The sequence below is a fragment of the Pseudomonas sp. SDO5591_S426 genome, from assembly GCF_054070755.1.
The window spans coordinates 36,140-51,638 of record NZ_JBSVXD010000020.1; the positions used below are offsets into that span (position 1 = coordinate 36,140).

The window sequence follows — 15,499 nt, forward strand, 5'->3', positions numbered from 1 at the left end:
CGGCCCTCCCCTCACGGCAATCGGTTGCGCAGAGCGGCAACCACGTTGAAGGTTTGTTTGCTCACCCTATTCGGATCCGTGAGGGTCAGGCTCAAGCGCACGCTGCGGATGCGTGCAGGGTCAGAGGGATTACTGCTGTAACTGGAGGCGGCCGAATCGGCGGCGGAGCTGGCAAGGCCGAAGCTGACATTGAAGGCACTGACGTTATCCACCAGCACTTGCTGGGCCGGCGTGCCTCTGCCGATACCCATCGTCAACTGGCCGTTCTTCAGGCTGTAGATCAAGCGCCGGATCGGAAACGCCAGTTGTCCTGATGCAGGCGTACGTGAGTCGGAGTAAGCCGTCGCACTGTTTCGACAATCTGAAATCACTGTCCATGTCGGCGTGCCGCCGCTGCTTCCCACATCCGCAGTCACCAGCGTCAGCTTGAGGTTTGCGTTATCCCAACTGATCGGCGTGACTTGAGCTGCATTGAAATCACCCGCCGTACTGGCATCGGTGATCGTCCCCAGACAACCGAACATGCCGACCATGCGAATTTCCTGAATCATTTTGCTCAGCACGAATCGCGCGTCTTCCTGCATGACCGCCGCGGCGTTCTGGCTGACGTAGGTGTTTTTCGCGGCAATGAAAACCTGCACCACGCCCAGCACCACGATCAGGCTCAAGGCCAGGGCGATCAGCAGCTCGATCAGGCCAAATCCTCTATGCAAGCGGTTCATGGCGTCGATACCGGATCGACGGTCGCGCGACTGGTGAGGACGAAGCTGCGACGGGAATTGGCGCTGTTGGCGGCCCGGGAGTCATCCCATGTGATGGTGATGGTGTACACCCGTTGATTGAGCGCGATGCTGCCGGTGGCGGTGGGTCCACCGAAATTGACGATATTGCTGGTGAAGTCGTAGAGGTCCTGGTCCCGAGCGATGTTCAGGTTACCCGAGGTCGGGGGCGTCACGGTGTAGTCGGCGGCTGAGTTGGCGCGAATGCGGTCCATCATGTCGTAGGCAATGAAACTGGCCTGGCTGGTCATGCGCGCACTGTCGGTGTACTTCAGCGCATTGAGTTGGAACGCCGCCGCACCCAACAGCCCTACGCTCAGAATCAACAACGCGACCAACACTTCGATCAACGTCATGCCATCCTGTGCATGCTTGCTCCATTGCCTCATCCGCAACTTCCACCCAATAGAATTCGTCCGTTCAAACACACATTCAGCGTCTTGCTTTGCGTGCCCAGCACATAGTTGATCGCCACCGCTGTGGACGGTGACGACAGCCCGCCCAGATTATTGAAATCGATGGCGGTCACTCCTGAGGTTAGCGTCAGAGTCGCACCGCTGCTCATCGCTGGAACAACCCGCAATACATTGGCCGGAGTGCCAGTACTGTCATAGACCGTCAACTCCCCGGTCCAGACGCTGCCGCCCGCCGTGGGTCGAAGCCGGGTCGTCACGCCACGATCGATAGCCTCAAGACGGGCGAAATTCAAACCACGTTGCAGGTCGCCGATTTCGGTATCGGCCCTTGTCGTTTGCGCCGAACGGGTAAACGCCGGAACAGCCAAAGTGATCAGCACCAGAAAGATCCCGAGCGCGATCAGCAACTCGACCAGCGTGAAACCTTTTGAACGATGTTCCATCGGTGCCCTCCGTTGCCGTCGGCTATACCTGCTTACACGCTAGAACATTCGACCGCCAAGACCCGGTTGAATTGCCATTACCCGTGCATGGATCGCACGGCCCGCATCACTCCAGGGAGGAAAACGACATGGATCAGCGAGGCTTCAGCCTGATCGAACTGCTTATGGGACTGACGATTGTCGGGATTGTTCTGCATTTGGTCAGTCCGGCTTTTGCAGCGGTCACTGAATCGAACCATCGCGAGCAGGCGGCACAGTCGCTTTACAGCGGCATCCGCACGGCCAGGAGTGAGGCCATCGCCCGTCATCAGAACGTGATGATCCACGCCATCAATGGCGACTGGGGCCAGGGTTGGCGGATCATTCTGGATATCAGCGGCAAGGGGCAGCACGACGCCAGCAACCCGCTGCTGGTCGAACGCCAGAGCGGCACTCGGGTGCCAATCGTGGGAAATAGGCCAGTGAGCAAATTCGTGCGTTTCAGCGATCTGGGTGAACCACAGTTCGCCAGGGGCGAATTTCAGGCAGGGACTTTACATGTGTGCGCCACTCGCGAACCGGTGAGCCAGTACCAGGTGGTGCTGGCCCCGACCGGTCGCGTCAGCCTGCGCAGCGCAAAGGCTGAGCAGGCATTGTGCGCAGAAGGGAAAAAACTTAAAGCAGGGAACGCACGCGCAGTTCTTTAGGCATGGAGAAGGTGATGTTCTCCTCGCGACCGGCCAATTCATCGGCACCGGTAGCGCCCCAGGCCTGCAACTGCTGGATCACCCCACGCACCAGAACTTCCGGTGCAGAAGCGCCAGCGGTAATGCCGATGCGCTCGACACCGTCGAACCAGCTCTTTTGCAGATCTTCAGCACCGTCGATCAGGTACGCCGGAGTAGCCATGCGCTCGGCGAGTTCACGCAGGCGATTGGAGTTGGAGCTGTTCGGACTGCCAACCACCAGCACCACATCGCATTCGTCGGCCAGTTGCTTGACCGCATCCTGACGGTTTTGCGTGGCGTAGCAGATATCGTCCTTTCGTGGACCGCCGATGGCCGGGAAACGCGTACGCAGGGCGTCGATGACGCGACTGGTATCGTCCATGGACAACGTGGTCTGGGTCACGAACGCCAGTTTTTCGGGGTTGTTCACTTGCAGTTCGGCGACGTCTTTCTCGTCTTCGACGAGGTAGATCGCACCGCCATTGCTGGCATCGTACTGGCCCATGGTGCCTTCGACTTCCGGGTGCCCGGCGTGGCCGATAAGGATGCATTCACGGCCGTCGCGGCTGTAGCGTGCGACTTCGATGTGCACCTTGGTCACCAGCGGGCAAGTGGCATCGAACACTTTCAGGCCACGGCCGGCGGCTTCGGTGCGCACAGCCTGGGAAACACCGTGGGCGCTGAAGATCACGATCACGTCGTCCGGCACCTGATCCAGCTCCTCGACGAAGATCGCGCCACGATTGCGCAGGTCTTCGACGACGAATTTGTTGTGGACCACTTCATGGCGCACATAGATCGGCGGCCCGAAGACTTCCAGGGCGCGGTTGACGATTTCGATCGCCCGGTCCACACCGGCGCAGAAGCCACGGGGGTTGGCGAGTTTGATTTGCATGCTGTGCCTCGTGTCTTGCCCTGTAGGAGCGAGCTTGCTCGCGAAAAACTAAGGGACACCGCGTTAATCCAGAGGAAACGCGTATTCGTTGACGATCATCGCGAGCAAGCTCGCTCCTACAGAAAAGCAGTTACAGCGCTTTGACGGAAATGATTTCCACGTCAAAGGTCAGTGTCTTGCCTGCCAGCGGATGGTTGAAGTCGATGGTCACTTGCGCGTCATCGAACTTTTTCACCACGCCCGGCAATTCAGTATTGGCCGCATCGTTGAAGATCACCAGCAAACCCGGCGACAGGTCCATGTCCTGGAACTGCGAGCGCGGGATGATCTGCACGTTTTGCGGGTTGGGCTGGCCGAAAGCGTTTTCCGGCTCGATGCTCAGCGTACGCTTGTCACCGGCCTTGAAACCGAACAGCGCCGCTTCGAAACCTGGCAACAGGTTGCCGTCACCGACCTTGAAGGTCGCCGGGGCTTTGTCGAAAGTGCTGTCCACTGTGTCGCCGTTCTCCAGGCGCAATGCGAAATGCAAGGTGACTTCCGTGTTCTGGCCGATGCGTTGCTCAGCCAATACCTGTTCAGTCATGAACGGCTTCTCCGGTCTTTTTACTTTTGAACATATCCAGTGCCAGCATGACAGCGCCTACAGTGATTGCGCTGTCGGCAAAATTAAACGCCGGGAAGTGATGGCGGTTCTGCCAGTGCACCAGGATGAAATCGATCACATGGCCCAAGGCAATGCGGTCATACAGGTTGCCTAACGCGCCGCCGAGCACCAGTGCCAGCGCTACCGCCAGCCAGGTTTCGTTGCGACCCAGGCGTTTGAGCCACACCACCAGCACCGCACTGACCACAATGGCGATCAGGGCAAACAACCAGCGCTGCCAGCCGGAGCTGTCAGCCAGGAAGCTGAACGCCGCTCCGGTGTTGTAGGCCAGGGTCCAGCTGAAGTAGTCAGGGATCACCACGATCTGCTGATACATCTCGAGCTTGCCCTCGAAGTAGAACTTGCTGGCCTGGTCGATGACCAGGACCAGCAAACTCAACCAGAGCCAGCTCAGTCGCCCAAAGCGACCAACGGCATTAGGCATAGTGACGAACCTCGCCAGCGCCGCTGATGTTGTCGACGCAACGGCCGCAGATTTCCGGATGCTCCGGGTTCACGCCGACGTCTTCACGGCAGTGCCAGCAACGGGCGCACTTGGCGAAGGCCGACTTGACGATCTTCAGCTTCAGGCCGCTGACTTCAGTGACCACGGCATCGGCCGGAGCCTGCACGAACGGCGCAACGCTGGCGGTCGACGTGATCAGTACAAAGCGCAATTCGTTGCTCAGTTTGGCCAGATCGGCGCTCAGCGCGTCTTCGGCAAACAGCGTCACTTCGGCTTGCAGGTTGCCACCGACGGCCTTGGCCGCGCGCTGGATTTCCATTTCCTTGTTGACCGCGACCTTCACGGCCATGATCCGGTCCCAGTACGCACGATCCAGCTCGAAGCCTTCCGGCAGTGCGGTCAGGCCTTCGTACCAGGTGTTGAGCATGACGGACTCGTTACGCTCGCCCGGCAGGTATTGCCACAGTTCGTCGGCGGTAAAGGCCAGGATCGGTGCGATCCAGCGTACCAGCGCCTCGGAGATGTGGAACAGCGCGGTCTGGCACGAACGACGGGCCTTGCTGTCGGCGCCGGTGGTGTACTGGCGGTCCTTGATGATGTCGAGGTAGAAACCACCCAACTCCTGCACGCAGAAGTTGTGGATCTTCGAGTACACGTTCCAGAAGCGGTATTCGCCGTAGTGTTCTTGCAGCTCGCGCTGCAGCAGCAGGGTGCGGTCCACGGCCCAACGGTCCAGAGCCAGCATTTCTTCAGCCGGCAGCAGGTCGGTGGCCGGGTTGAAACCGGTGAGGTTGGAAAGCAGGAAACGCGCGGTGTTACGGATGCGCCGGTAGGCGTCCGCACTGCGTTGCAGAATCTGCTCGGAAACCGCCATTTCGCCCGAATAGTCGGTCGAAGCGACCCACAGACGCATGATGTCGGCGCCCAGGGTGTCGTTGACTTTCTGTGGCGCGATCACGTTGCCCAGGGACTTGGACATCTTGCGGCCGGACTCGTCGACAGTGAAGCCGTGGGTCAGCAGCTCGCGGTACGGCGCGTGGTTGTCGATGGCGCAACCGGTCAGCAGCGACGAGTGGAACCAGCCACGGTGTTGGTCCGAGCCTTCCAGGTACAGGTCGGCGCGTGGGCCGGTTTCGTGGCCCATCGGGTGCGAACCGCGCAGGACGTGCCAGTGCGTGGTGCCCGAATCGAACCAGACGTCGAGGGTGTCGCTGATCTTGTCGTACAGCGGGGCTTCATCGCCCAGCAACTCGGCGGCGTCCAGCTTGAACCAGGCTTCGATGCCCTCGCCTTCAACGCGCTTGGCCACTTCTTCCATCAGCTCGACGGTGCGTGGGTGCAGTTCGCCGCTTTCCTTGTTCAGGAAGAACGGGATCGGCACGCCCCAGTTGCGCTGACGGGAGATGCACCAGTCCGGACGGTTGGCGATCATCGAGTGCAAGCGTGCCTGGCCCCAGGCCGGGACGAACTTGGTGTCTTCGATGGCTTTGAGCGAGCGCACACGCAGGGTGTCGCCGCTGGTTGGCTCTTTGTCCATGCCGATGAACCACTGCGCGGTGGCGCGGTAGATCAGCGGGGTCTTGTGGCGCCAGCAGTGCATGTAGCTGTGTTCGATGATGGTGGTGTGCAGCAGCGCACCGACTTCGGTCAGCTTGTCGACGATGGCCGGGTTGGCCTTCCAGATGAACTGGCCGCCGAAGAATTCCAGCGACGGCACGTACACGCCGTTGCTTTGTACCGGGTTGAGGATGTCGTCGTTGACCATGCCGTACTTTTTGCAGGTCACGAAGTCGTCCACGCCGTAGGCCGGAGCGGAGTGAACCACACCGGTGCCCGCGCCCAGTTCAACGTAGTCGGCCAGGTAAACCGGCGACAGACGGTCGTAGAACGGGTGACGGAAGTTGATCAGCTCCAGCTCTTTACCGGTGGTGGTCGCGATGACCGAACCTTCCAGGTTGTAGCGAACCAGACAGGCTTCGACCAGTTCTTCAGCCAAAACCAGCAGCTTGTCGCCGACATCGACCAGTGCGTAGTTGAATTCCGGATGAACGTTCAGCGCCTGGTTGGCCGGGATGGTCCACGGGGTGGTGGTCCAGATCACGATCGAAGCAGGCTTGGCCAGCGACGGCAGACCGAAAGCGGCAGCCAGTTTGGCTTCATCGGCAATCGGGAACGCCACGTCGATGGTCGAGGACTTCTTGTTCTCGTACTCGACTTCCGCTTCAGCCAGGGCCGAACCGCAGTCGAAGCACCAGTTCACAGGCTTCAGGCCCTTGAACACGAAACCGCCCTTGACGATTTCGGCCAAGGCACGGATTTCACCGGCCTCGTTCTTGAAATCCATGGTCTTGTACGGGTTGGCGAAGTCGCCCAGCACACCCAGACGGATGAACTCGGACTTCTGGCCTTCGATCTGCTCGGTGGCGTAGGCCCGGCACAGTTCGCGGGTCTTGTCGGCGCCCAGGTTCTTGCCGTGGGTCACTTCGACTTTGTGCTCGATCGGCAGACCGTGGCAATCCCAGCCCGGAATATAAGGCGCGTCGAAGCCCGAAAGGGTCTTCGAACGGATGATCATGTCCTTGAGAATCTTGTTCAGTGCGTGACCGATGTGGATCGTGCCGTTGGCGTACGGAGGGCCGTCGTGCAGGACGAACTTCGGACGATCCTTGCCAATCTCGCGCAACTTTCCGTACAGGCCAATACTGTCCCAGCGCTGCAGAATCTGCGGTTCGCGCTGTGGCAGGCCGGCCTTCATTGGGAAGGCGGTGTCCGGAAGGTTTAGCGTGGCTTTATAGTCGGTCATTTAAGGCTCTTCATTAGCGATTGGCGCTAGGTGCGACAGGGCACGGGCGGCGGCGACATCCGCATTGATCGCCGTCTTAAGCGCCTCCAGAGAGGCGAAACGCTGCTCTTCACGCAGCTTTTGGTGGAAAACCACCGTCATACGCCGGTCATACAGATCGCCGGCAAAATCTAAAAGATGGACTTCGAGGTGGGCTTTGCCATCCCCTTGGACCGTAGGCCGCACGCCAATATTGGCGACACCCGGCCAGGTCTTGCCGTCGAGGTCGACGCTGACCAGGTAAACCCCGGTGAACGGCACGCGACGGCGCTTGAGTTGAATGTTGGCAGTGGGCGTACCCAACTGACGCGCCAGTTTCTGGCCGTGCAGCACGCGACCGGCAATCCGGTACGGGCGACCGAGCAGGCGTTCGGCCAGTGCGAAATCAGCGGCGGCCAAGGCATTACGTACCTGGGTGCTGCTGACGCGAATGCCGTCGAGCTCGACGGTCTGCGCCGCTTCGACGGTAAAGCCCTGCATCACGCCGGCCTGTTGCAGGAAATCGAAATCCCCTACCCGGTCACAGCCGAAACGGAAGTCGTCACCTACTTCAAGGTGCTGCACGCCGAGGCCGTCGACCAAAATGGTATCGACGAATTCGCTGGCGCTGAGCTTGCTCAGACGCTGGTTGAACGCCAGGCACAAGACCCGGTCGACGCCTTCGGCGGCCAATAGCTGCAGTTTATCCCGCAGGCGGGCCAGACGGGCCGGCGCCGTGTCCGGAGCGAAAAACTCCCGTGGCTGCGGCTCGAAAATCACCACGCAGCTGGGCACGCCCAACTCCAGCGCACGCTCACGCAGCCGCGCCAGGATAGCCTGGTGGCCACGGTGTACACCGTCAAAGTTGCCAATAGTGGCGACACAGCCCCGATGCTGGGGGCGCAGATTGTGGAGGCCTCGAACCAGCTGCATAACGCGCTTCTTGCTCATAAAGTGGTCGATTATAACCACACCCGGCGGCCGACGACAGGCAACACCGTAACCCAAAGTGATCGAGCCGACAAAAATGCCGGCTCGCCCGTATTTATGGAGGTTTTATCCTCAGCCCAACGCTTTGCGATTGAAGTCGCGCAGGCGGAAGCCCATCAACATTAACATGCCGAAATACGCCACCACACCGGCAACCACCAAGGCGCCCAGGCGCAGGAAACGCTCAAGCATCTGTCCCTCGCCCCAGGCCGGCATGAAATGCATCCCGGCCAGCAACACGGCGGACATCACCGTCACTGCGATCACCAATTTGAAGCCGAACTTCGCCCAACCCGGTTGGGGCTGGTACATCTGCTGTTTGCGCAGTTGATAGAAGAGCAGGCCCGCATTGAGGCAGGCACCGGCACTGATGGCGAGCGCGAGCCCGGCGTGGGCCAGCGGGCCGATCAGCAACAGGTTGAACAACTGAGTAACGACCAGGGTGAATATTGCGATTTTTACCGGCGTGCGGATGTTTTGTTGCGCATAAAAGCCCGGTGCCAGCACTTTAATCACGATAATACCGAGCAGACCGACCGAATAGGCGATCAAGGCGCGCTGGGTCATGGCCGCATCATGCGCATCGAACTGACCGTACTGGAAAAGCGAAACCGTCAGCGGCTCGGCGAGAATCCCCAGCGCCAGGGCGCATGGCAGTACCAGCACGAAGCACAGGCGCAGGCCCCAATCGAGGATGCGCGAGTACTCCTGGCGATCCTTGCTGGCGTAAGTCTTGGCCAGGGTCGGCAGCAGAATCGTGCCCAACGCCACGCCCAGAACGCCGGACGGCAGCTCCATCAAGCGGTCGGCGTAGTACATCCAGGACACGGAACCAGCCACCAGGAACGAGGCGAAAATGGTGTTGATGATCAGCGAGATCTGACTCACCGAGACCCCGAGGATCGCCGGCAGCATCTGTTTCATGACCCGCCAGACGCCGGTGTCGCGCAGATTCAGGCGCGGCAGCACCAGCATGCCGATCTTTTTCAGGTGCGGCAGCTGATAGAGCAACTGCGCCAAGCCACCTACCAGAACCGCCCAGCCCAGCGCCATTACCGGTGGATCGAAGTACGGCGTCAGGAACAGCGCAAAGATGATCATGCTGACGTTGAGCAGGGTCGGCACGAACGCCGGCACCGAAAAACGGTTCCAGGTATTGAGGATCGCCCCCGCCAATGACGACAGGGAAATCAGCAATATGTAGGGAAATGTCACCCGCAACAGGCTGGAGGTCAGCTCGAATTTTTCCGGCGTATCGGCGAAGCCCGGCGCCGTAACCCAGATCACCCAGGGTGCGGCAAGCATGCCCAACGCCGTGACCAGCGCCAGCACCAGCGTCAACAAACCCGAGACGTAGGCAATGAACGTGCGCGTCGCCTCTTCGCCCTGCTGGCTTTTGTATTCCGCAAGAATCGGCACGAAGGCTTGGGAAAACGCCCCTTCAGCGAAGATCCGGCGCAGCAGATTGGGCAATTTAAAGGCGATAAAGAAGGCGTCGGTCGCCATTCCCGCGCCAAATGTACGCGCAATGAGAGTGTCACGAACAAACCCCAAAATCCGGGAAAGCATCGTGATAGAGCTGACGGCGGCCAACGATTTAAGCAGATTCATTGAAAGAGTTTGTGCCTGTCGATAAACAGCAGGCGAACAATGCGCCTACTTGTGCGATACTCCGCGCCGCAACAGCACAGAGCCAAAGCTCGCGAGTTTACAGGTCACACGCCGGAAAGAAATATCCCGTCGCACCACGCCTACCACTTAGCGGAACGTTTCAAGCGCCCTTGACAAGACTTCAACTCATCGGCATGATTCGCGGCCTATTTTGTTTGCTATTTCCTAAAAAGTCTTTCGAGGAGCTCGACGGTGGCCAACTCACCTTCCGCCAAAAAACGTGCAAAACAGGCTGAGAAGCGTCGCAGCCACAACGCCAGCCTGCGTTCCATGGTCCGTACCTACATCAAAAACGTAGTTAAGGCCATCGACGCAAAAGACGCTGCTAAAGCACAAGCTGCTTACGTTCTGGCTGTGCCAGTTATCGACCGTATGGCCGATAAAGGCATCATCCACAAGAACAAGGCTGCTCGCCATAAGAGCCGCCTGAATGGCCACGTAAAGGCCCTGAACGTTGCCGCTGCTGCCTAAGCGACTCGTTCATTAAAAAACCGACCTCAGGGTCGGTTTTTTATTGCCTGCGATTTAGTGAACTCAACGCAAAAAAATGTGGGAGCGAGCCTGCTCGCGATGACGGATTACCATTCAGCATTTGTGCTGGCCGGATATCCGCTATCGCGAGCAGGCTCCCACAGTTTGTTTTGCGTCAGGTTATTGAGCGTGCGCCCACGGCAAAATCGGAATCGCCGTCACCGCATTCTGCGGACTGCCTTCGATCAAGCGATCGCTGTACACCAGATACACCAGCGTATTGCGCTTCTTGTCGAGGAAACGCACCACCTGCATGGTCTTGAACACCAGCGAGGTGCGCTCCTTGAACACCTCATCGCCATCCTTCAGCTCACCCTTGAAGCTGATGGGCCCGACCTGTCGACAGGCGATGGAAGCCTCGGCACGGTCCTCGGCCAGACCCAACCCACCCTTCACGCCACCGGTTTTGGCGCGCGACAGGTAGCAGGTCACACCTTCGACCTTCGGATCATCAAACGCCTCGACCACGATCCGGTCGTTCGGCCCGACGAATTTGAATACCGTCGACACCTGGCCAATTTCCTCAGCCGAAGCCAACAGCGGCATCGCCAATACCAGCCCCAACAATCCTTTTGCCAAACGCATTCAGGTATTCCTTCAGACCAGAATCAGGTTATCGCGGTGAACCAGTTCCGGTTCCGCCATATACCCCAACAATCCGACAATCGCCTCAGACGACTGACCGATGATTTTTTGTGCTTCCAGCGCGCTGTAGTTGGCCAGGCCACGGGCGATCTCACGACCGTCCGGCGCCACGCACACCACCATTTCGCCGCGACGGAAGCTGCCCTGAACCAGCTTGACCCCGACCGGCAGCAAACTCTTGTTGCCCTGGGACAGTGCCGTCACCGCACCCGCGTCCAGCACCAGCGTGCCCCGGGTTTGCAGATGACCAGCCAGCCACTGCTTGCGCGCCGCCAGCATGCCGCGCTCAGGCGAAAGCAAGGTGCCGATGCGCTCACCAGCCTTCAAGCGATCCAGGACACGATCAAGACGCCCACCGACGATGATGGTATGCGCACCGGAACGGGCAGCCAGTCGCGCAGCGCGCAATTTGGTCTGCATACCGCCACGTCCCAGCGCACCGCCCGTACCGCCCGCCACCGCGTCGAGCGCAGGATCATCGGCGCGCGCTTCGTAAATTAGCTGGGCATCCGGATTGTTGCGCGGATCGGCGTCGAACATGCCGTCGCGATCCGTCAGGATCACCAGCAAATCCGCCTCAACCAGGTTGGCCACCAGCGCTGCCAATGTATCGTTGTCGCCGAAACGAATTTCGTCGGTGACCACAGTGTCGTTCTCGTTGATCACCGGAATGACTTTCAGCTCGACCAACGCGCGCAACGTGCTGCGGGCGTTCAGGTAGCGCTTGCGGTCGGACAGGTCGTCGTGGGTCAGGAGAATCTGCGCCGTGTGCCGGCCATGCTCGGCGAAGCTCGACTCCCAAGCCTGCACAAGCCCCATCTGACCGATTGCAGCGGCAGCCTGAAGCTCATGCATCGCACTGGGTCGCGAGGTCCAGCCCAGACGGCTCATGCCGGCAGCCACCGCCCCGGAGGACACCAGCACCAGCTCAACGCCCGCCTCATGCAGGGCCACCATCTGTTCAACCCAGACACTCATTGCCGCGCGATCCAGGCCTTTGCCGTCCGCCGTCAGCAAAGCGCTGCCGATTTTCACGACCCAACGCTGCGCACCTGTCACCTTGCTCCGCATCATCTTCAACCTTAGCTTGAGGGCAGCGCGACCTGGCACTGCCCGTGACGTTATTCGTGGTTATTCGTGACCAACGATCGATTTCCAGATACTAAAACGCCGCTCGATTGAGCGGCGCTTAAGTTTATCGCAACGAATCAGTCACGCACGTAAATGATTTCCGGACCGTCTTCGTCATCCACATCTTCTTCGTCCCAATCGTCGTCACCGATGTCATGGACCGACTTCACGCCGCTGCGACGCAGGGCACGCTGGTCATCCAGCGCCTGCAACTGGGCACGGGCTTCGTCTTCGATACGCTGATCGAGATCGGCCAGCTCTTCCTTGTAGGCCGGGTCGTTAGCCAGGCGATCGGCACGATCTTCCAGGTAACGCATGATGTCGTGGCACAGACGCTCGGTGTTCTGCTTGGCAATCGCCGAGATCACATAGACCGGACCAGTCCATTCCAAGCGATCAACGATCTCTTTGACGCGAGCATCGTGCTCTTCGTCGAGGATCTGGTCGCACTTGTTCAGGATCAACCAGCGATCACGCTCAGCCAGGGACGGGCTGAACTTGGTCAGCTCGTTGACGATGACTTCGGCAGCGTCCGGAGCACTGGTGTCGTCCAGCGGCGCCATGTCGACGAGGTGCAGCAGCAAACGGGTACGCGACAGGTGCTTGAGGAAACGAATCCCCAGGCCTGCGCCATCGGAAGCACCTTCGATCAGACCCGGAATGTCCGCGACCACGAAGCTCTTCCAGCGATCGACGCTAACCACACCCAGGTTTGGCACCAGGGTGGTGAACGGGTAGTCGGCGACTTTCGGCTTGGCGGCCGATACCGAACGGATAAAGGTACTTTTACCAGCGTTCGGCAAGCCCAGCAGACCAACGTCCGCCAGCACTTTCATTTCCAGCTTGAGGTCACGTTGCTCGCCCGGCTTGCCCGGCGTGGTCTGGCGTGGCGCACGGTTAGTACTGGATTTGAAACGGGTGTTGCCCAGACCGTGCCAGCCGCCGTGAGCGACCAGCAACTTCTGGCCAGCTTTGGTCAGGTCGCCGATCACTTCCTGAGTGGCGGAGTCGATCACCGTGGTGCCGACCGGAACGCGCAGCACAAGCTCTTCACCCTTCTTGCCGGTGCAGTCAGTGCTGCCGCCGTTGGCGCCACGCTCGGCATCGAAGTGCCGGGTGTAACGATAATCCACCAGGGTGTTGAGGTTTTCGTCGGCGATCATGTAGACCGAGCCGCCATCACCGCCATCACCGCCGTTCGGGCCACCGTTTTCGATAAATTTTTCCCGACGGAAACTCATGGCGCCATTGCCACCGTCGCCAGCCTTTACTCGGATCGATACTTCATCAACAAACTTCATAACAACACGCCTCTCGCCATACGGACGAGCCGAAAAACACTAAGACATAAGACTCTTGCAAAAATGAGCGCAGCGACCTCAATCAACGACCGCACAGTCCAGCGCGCCGACAGCCCATACAAACAGTTTTGCAAGAGACTCACCCCACAAACGAAAAAGCCCCGTCGCGAGACAGGGCTTTTCCAGCGATCGCGCAATTAAGCGGCGATTACGCTCACGTAACGACGACCGAAGGCGCCTTTTACTTCGAACTTGATCACGCCTTCGACTTTAGCGAAGAGGGTGTGATCTTTACCCATACCAACGCCGTAGCCAGCGTGGAATTGGGTGCCGCGCTGACGCACGATGATGTTGCCCGCTTTGATAGCCTGGCCGCCATACATCTTCACGCCAAGGCGTTTGGCTTCTGAGTCGCGACCGTTACGGGTACTACCACCAGCTTTTTTGTGTGCCATGAGTTCAATTCTCCTAGTGAGGAATTAGGCTGAAATTAAGCCTGAATACCGGTGATTTTGATCTCGGTGTACCACTGGCGGTGGCCCATACGCTTCATGTGGTGCTTACGGCGACGGAACTTGATGATGCGGACTTTATCGTGACGACCTTGGGAGATCACTTCAGCCACAACGGTAGCGCCAGCAACAACTGGAGCGCCGATATTCACGTCGTCGCCATTGGCAACCAACAGAACGCGATCAAAGGTAACGGATTCGCCGGTAGCGATTTCCAGTTTTTCGATCTTCAGGTATTCACCTGGGGCGACTTTGTACTGCTTGCCGCCAGTAACGATTACTGCATAAGACATGGTATTTCTCCGATAATCCTGCTCACCCAGCTCTTTATAAGAAGAGGTATTGGCTGGCATGGCTGCATGGGGCTGGAAGGCCCGCTTGCAATTGCGTAAGGCAGGTGCTGCCCAGGAAGTTCAGGGTGCGCGATTGTACGCAAGGCACGAGCGCCTTGCAAGGGGCCGTCCATCGCGCCTTGACAGGCCCGGACGTGGGTCCTAGCATGCCGCGCAACCCTTCTGGAGCGACTGTCGCTGATGCAACCCCAAGCTTTCTACCGCGCGGTCGCGGACGATTTTAGCGCCGTCGACGGCATCATCAAGAAGCAGCTGACTTCCCGAGTGCCGCTGGTCTCTAAAATCGGCGACTACATTACCTCGGCCGGCGGCAAACGCCTGCGTCCTTTATTGGTGCTGCTGTCCGGCAAAGCACTGGGACGTGAAGGCGATGACCTGCGACTTTTGGCCGCGACCATCGAGTTCCTGCACACCGCGACCCTGTTGCATGACGACGTAGTCGACATGTCCGGCATGCGCCGTGGCCGCTCGACCGCCAACGCCATGTGGGGCAATGCGCCGAGCGTGCTGGTGGGCGACTTCCTGTATTCGCGCTCCTTCGAAATGATGGTCGAACTGGGCTCCATGCCGGTGATGAAAATCCTTTCGCAAGCCACGCGCATCATCGCCGAAGGCGAAGTGTTGCAGCTGTCGAAGGTCCGTGACGCCAGCACCACTGAAGAAACCTACATGGAAGTCATCCGCGGCAAGACCGCGATGCTCTTCGAAGCCTCGACCCACAGCGCCGCGGCCCTGGCCGGCGCAACACCTGAACAGAGCGAAGCACTGCGCATGTTCGGCGATCACCTGGGCGTGGCATTCCAACTGGTCGACGACCTGCTGGATTACAAAGGCGACGCGGAAACCCTGGGCAAGAACGTCGGTGACGATCTGGCCGAAGGCAAGCCGACCCTGCCGCTGATCTACACCATGCGCGAAGGTACGCCGGAACAGGCTGCCCTGGTGCGCAAGGCTATCCAGAAAGGCGGCATCGAAGACCTGGAAAGCATCCGCGAAGCCGTGGAAGCCTCGGGCTCGCTGGAATACACCGCGCAACTGGCCCGCGATTACGTGGCTCGTGCGATCAAATGCCTCGACGCACTGCCGCCGAGCGAATATCGCGATGCGCTGGTTGAGCTGAGCGAGTTTTCGGTCGCCCGTACGCACTGATCGTTAAAGCAAGATCAAAAGATCGCAGCCTTCGGCAGCTCCTACA

The 15,499-nt window shown here is 59.4% G+C and carries 17 protein-coding genes; 3 read left to right on the forward strand and 14 right to left on the reverse strand.

The genetic code is table 11. From position 1 onward, the window contains the following. Positions 1-11 precede the first annotated feature (11 nt). The 3 genes from ACW9JC_RS06920 to ACW9JC_RS06930 are packed head-to-tail and all read right to left on the reverse strand — an operon-like array spanning position 12 to position 1,638. The gene (locus ACW9JC_RS06920) at positions 12-722 is read right to left on the reverse strand and encodes a PilW family protein (RefSeq protein WP_457454315.1); all 711 of its coding nucleotides are present in this window, start codon (positions 720-722) and stop codon (positions 12-14) included. Further along, the gene (gene pilV / locus ACW9JC_RS06925; protein ID WP_457454316.1) at positions 719-1,168 is read right to left on the reverse strand and encodes a type IV pilus modification protein PilV; all 450 of its coding nucleotides are present in this window, start codon (positions 1,166-1,168) and stop codon (positions 719-721) included. Before pilV ends, ACW9JC_RS06920 begins: the two co-directional genes overlap by 4 nt. Then, a complete protein-coding gene (locus tag ACW9JC_RS06930) occupies positions 1,165-1,638 on the reverse strand; it encodes a GspH/FimT family pseudopilin (RefSeq protein ID WP_457454318.1) in 474 nt (157 codons plus the stop codon). Before ACW9JC_RS06930 ends, pilV begins: the two co-directional genes overlap by 4 nt. 128 nt (positions 1,639-1,766) lie before the next feature. On the opposite strand from ACW9JC_RS06930, the gene ACW9JC_RS06935 reads away from it, so the two are divergent. Continuing rightward, complete coding sequence (locus ACW9JC_RS06935) at positions 1,767-2,324, forward strand: GspH/FimT family pseudopilin (protein WP_457454326.1); 558 nt, start codon at positions 1,767-1,769, stop codon at positions 2,322-2,324. Here the strand turns inward: ACW9JC_RS06935 and ispH are convergent. The 6 genes from ispH to murJ form a co-directional block, all read right to left on the reverse strand. Further along, on the reverse strand, positions 2,293-3,240 hold the full coding sequence (gene ispH, locus ACW9JC_RS06940; RefSeq protein ID WP_095196614.1) for a 4-hydroxy-3-methylbut-2-enyl diphosphate reductase: 948 nt from the start codon (positions 3,238-3,240) through the stop codon (positions 2,293-2,295). The two genes, ACW9JC_RS06935 and ispH, sit on opposite strands and share 32 nt — an antisense overlap. Before the next feature lie 130 nt (positions 3,241-3,370). Next, the gene (gene fkpB, locus ACW9JC_RS06945) at positions 3,371-3,808 is read right to left on the reverse strand and encodes an FKBP-type peptidyl-prolyl cis-trans isomerase (protein WP_457454327.1); all 438 of its coding nucleotides are present in this window, start codon (positions 3,806-3,808) and stop codon (positions 3,371-3,373) included. A 7-nt stretch (positions 3,809-3,815) separates the two neighbouring features. Further along, the gene (lspA, locus tag ACW9JC_RS06950) at positions 3,816-4,328 is read right to left on the reverse strand and encodes a signal peptidase II (RefSeq protein ID WP_150730452.1); all 513 of its coding nucleotides are present in this window, start codon (positions 4,326-4,328) and stop codon (positions 3,816-3,818) included. Then, positions 4,321-7,152, reverse strand: a complete 2,832-nt coding sequence (gene ileS / locus ACW9JC_RS06955; protein ID WP_457454320.1) for an isoleucine--tRNA ligase — start codon at positions 7,150-7,152, stop codon at positions 4,321-4,323. Before ileS ends, lspA begins: the two co-directional genes overlap by 8 nt. Further along, positions 7,153-8,103: a bifunctional riboflavin kinase/FAD synthetase gene (gene ribF, locus ACW9JC_RS06960; protein WP_008058292.1), complete on the reverse strand. Its 951-nt coding sequence runs from the start codon at positions 8,101-8,103 to the stop codon at positions 7,153-7,155. It lies immediately after the preceding gene. Between the two features lie 129 nt (positions 8,104-8,232). Next, positions 8,233-9,771, reverse strand: a complete 1,539-nt coding sequence (gene murJ / locus ACW9JC_RS06965) for a murein biosynthesis integral membrane protein MurJ (protein WP_457454321.1) — start codon at positions 9,769-9,771, stop codon at positions 8,233-8,235. A gap of 252 nt (positions 9,772-10,023) precedes the next feature. On the opposite strand from murJ, the gene rpsT reads away from it, so the two are divergent. Next, complete coding sequence (gene rpsT, locus ACW9JC_RS06970; protein ID WP_007970922.1) at positions 10,024-10,302, forward strand: 30S ribosomal protein S20; 279 nt, start codon at positions 10,024-10,026, stop codon at positions 10,300-10,302. 180 nt (positions 10,303-10,482) lie between these two features. Here rpsT and ACW9JC_RS06975 read toward each other — a convergent pair whose 3' ends face one another. The 5 genes from ACW9JC_RS06975 to rplU all read right to left on the reverse strand — a co-directional run bounded on the left by ACW9JC_RS06975 (position 10,483) and on the right by rplU (position 14,244). Next, positions 10,483-10,947, reverse strand: coding sequence for a CreA family protein (locus ACW9JC_RS06975; protein ID WP_338583146.1), 465 nt, complete (start codon positions 10,945-10,947; stop codon positions 10,483-10,485). 12 nt (positions 10,948-10,959) lie between these two features. Then, complete coding sequence (proB, locus tag ACW9JC_RS06980; protein WP_457454323.1) at positions 10,960-12,078, reverse strand: glutamate 5-kinase; 1,119 nt, start codon at positions 12,076-12,078, stop codon at positions 10,960-10,962. 137 nt (positions 12,079-12,215) lie between these two features. Continuing rightward, complete coding sequence (gene cgtA, locus ACW9JC_RS06985; protein WP_338583148.1) at positions 12,216-13,439, reverse strand: Obg family GTPase CgtA; 1,224 nt, start codon at positions 13,437-13,439, stop codon at positions 12,216-12,218. Positions 13,440-13,636: 197 nt separating this feature from the next. Then, positions 13,637-13,894: a 50S ribosomal protein L27 gene (gene rpmA, locus ACW9JC_RS06990; protein ID WP_003205738.1), complete on the reverse strand. Its 258-nt coding sequence runs from the start codon at positions 13,892-13,894 to the stop codon at positions 13,637-13,639. A gap of 35 nt (positions 13,895-13,929) precedes the next feature. After that, complete coding sequence (gene rplU, locus ACW9JC_RS06995) at positions 13,930-14,244, reverse strand: 50S ribosomal protein L21 (protein ID WP_003176051.1); 315 nt, start codon at positions 14,242-14,244, stop codon at positions 13,930-13,932. 240 nt (positions 14,245-14,484) lie between these two features. Between rplU and ACW9JC_RS07000 the strand changes: the two genes are divergently transcribed. Then, a complete protein-coding gene (locus ACW9JC_RS07000) occupies positions 14,485-15,453 on the forward strand; it encodes a polyprenyl synthetase family protein (protein ID WP_150701501.1) in 969 nt (322 codons plus the stop codon). Positions 15,454-15,499 lie beyond the last annotated feature (46 nt).

Excerpts from the sequence above, each read along its gene's own strand:
- ACW9JC_RS06920 (WP_457454315.1), bottom strand. The coding sequence starts at position 722 with ATGAACCGCTTGCATAGAGGATTTGGCCTGATCGAGCTGCTGATCGCC.
- pilV (WP_457454316.1), bottom strand. The coding sequence starts at position 1,168 with ATGAGGCAATGGAGCAAGCATGCACAGGATGGCATGACGTTGATCGAA.
- ACW9JC_RS06930 (WP_457454318.1), bottom strand. The coding sequence starts at position 1,638 with ATGGAACATCGTTCAAAAGGTTTCACGCTGGTCGAGTTGCTGATCGCG.
- ACW9JC_RS06935 (WP_457454326.1), top strand. The coding sequence starts at position 1,767 with ATGGATCAGCGAGGCTTCAGCCTGATCGAACTGCTTATGGGACTGACG.
- ispH (WP_095196614.1), bottom strand. The coding sequence starts at position 3,240 with ATGCAAATCAAACTCGCCAACCCCCGTGGCTTCTGCGCCGGTGTGGAC.
- lspA (WP_150730452.1), bottom strand. The coding sequence starts at position 4,328 with ATGCCTAATGCCGTTGGTCGCTTTGGGCGACTGAGCTGGCTCTGGTTG.
- ileS (WP_457454320.1), bottom strand. The coding sequence starts at position 7,152 with ATGACCGACTATAAAGCCACGCTAAACCTTCCGGACACCGCCTTCCCA.
- ribF (WP_008058292.1), bottom strand. The coding sequence starts at position 8,103 with ATGCAGCTGGTTCGAGGCCTCCACAATCTGCGCCCCCAGCATCGGGGC.
- murJ (WP_457454321.1), bottom strand. The coding sequence starts at position 9,771 with ATGAATCTGCTTAAATCGTTGGCCGCCGTCAGCTCTATCACGATGCTT.
- ACW9JC_RS06975 (WP_338583146.1), bottom strand. The coding sequence starts at position 10,947 with ATGCGTTTGGCAAAAGGATTGTTGGGGCTGGTATTGGCGATGCCGCTG.
- proB (WP_457454323.1), bottom strand. The coding sequence starts at position 12,078 with ATGCGGAGCAAGGTGACAGGTGCGCAGCGTTGGGTCGTGAAAATCGGC.
- cgtA (WP_338583148.1), bottom strand. The coding sequence starts at position 13,439 with ATGAAGTTTGTTGATGAAGTATCGATCCGAGTAAAGGCTGGCGACGGT.
- rpmA (WP_003205738.1), bottom strand. The coding sequence starts at position 13,894 with ATGGCACACAAAAAAGCTGGTGGTAGTACCCGTAACGGTCGCGACTCA.
- rplU (WP_003176051.1), bottom strand. The coding sequence starts at position 14,244 with ATGTCTTATGCAGTAATCGTTACTGGCGGCAAGCAGTACAAAGTCGCC.
- ACW9JC_RS07000 (WP_150701501.1), top strand. The coding sequence starts at position 14,485 with ATGCAACCCCAAGCTTTCTACCGCGCGGTCGCGGACGATTTTAGCGCC.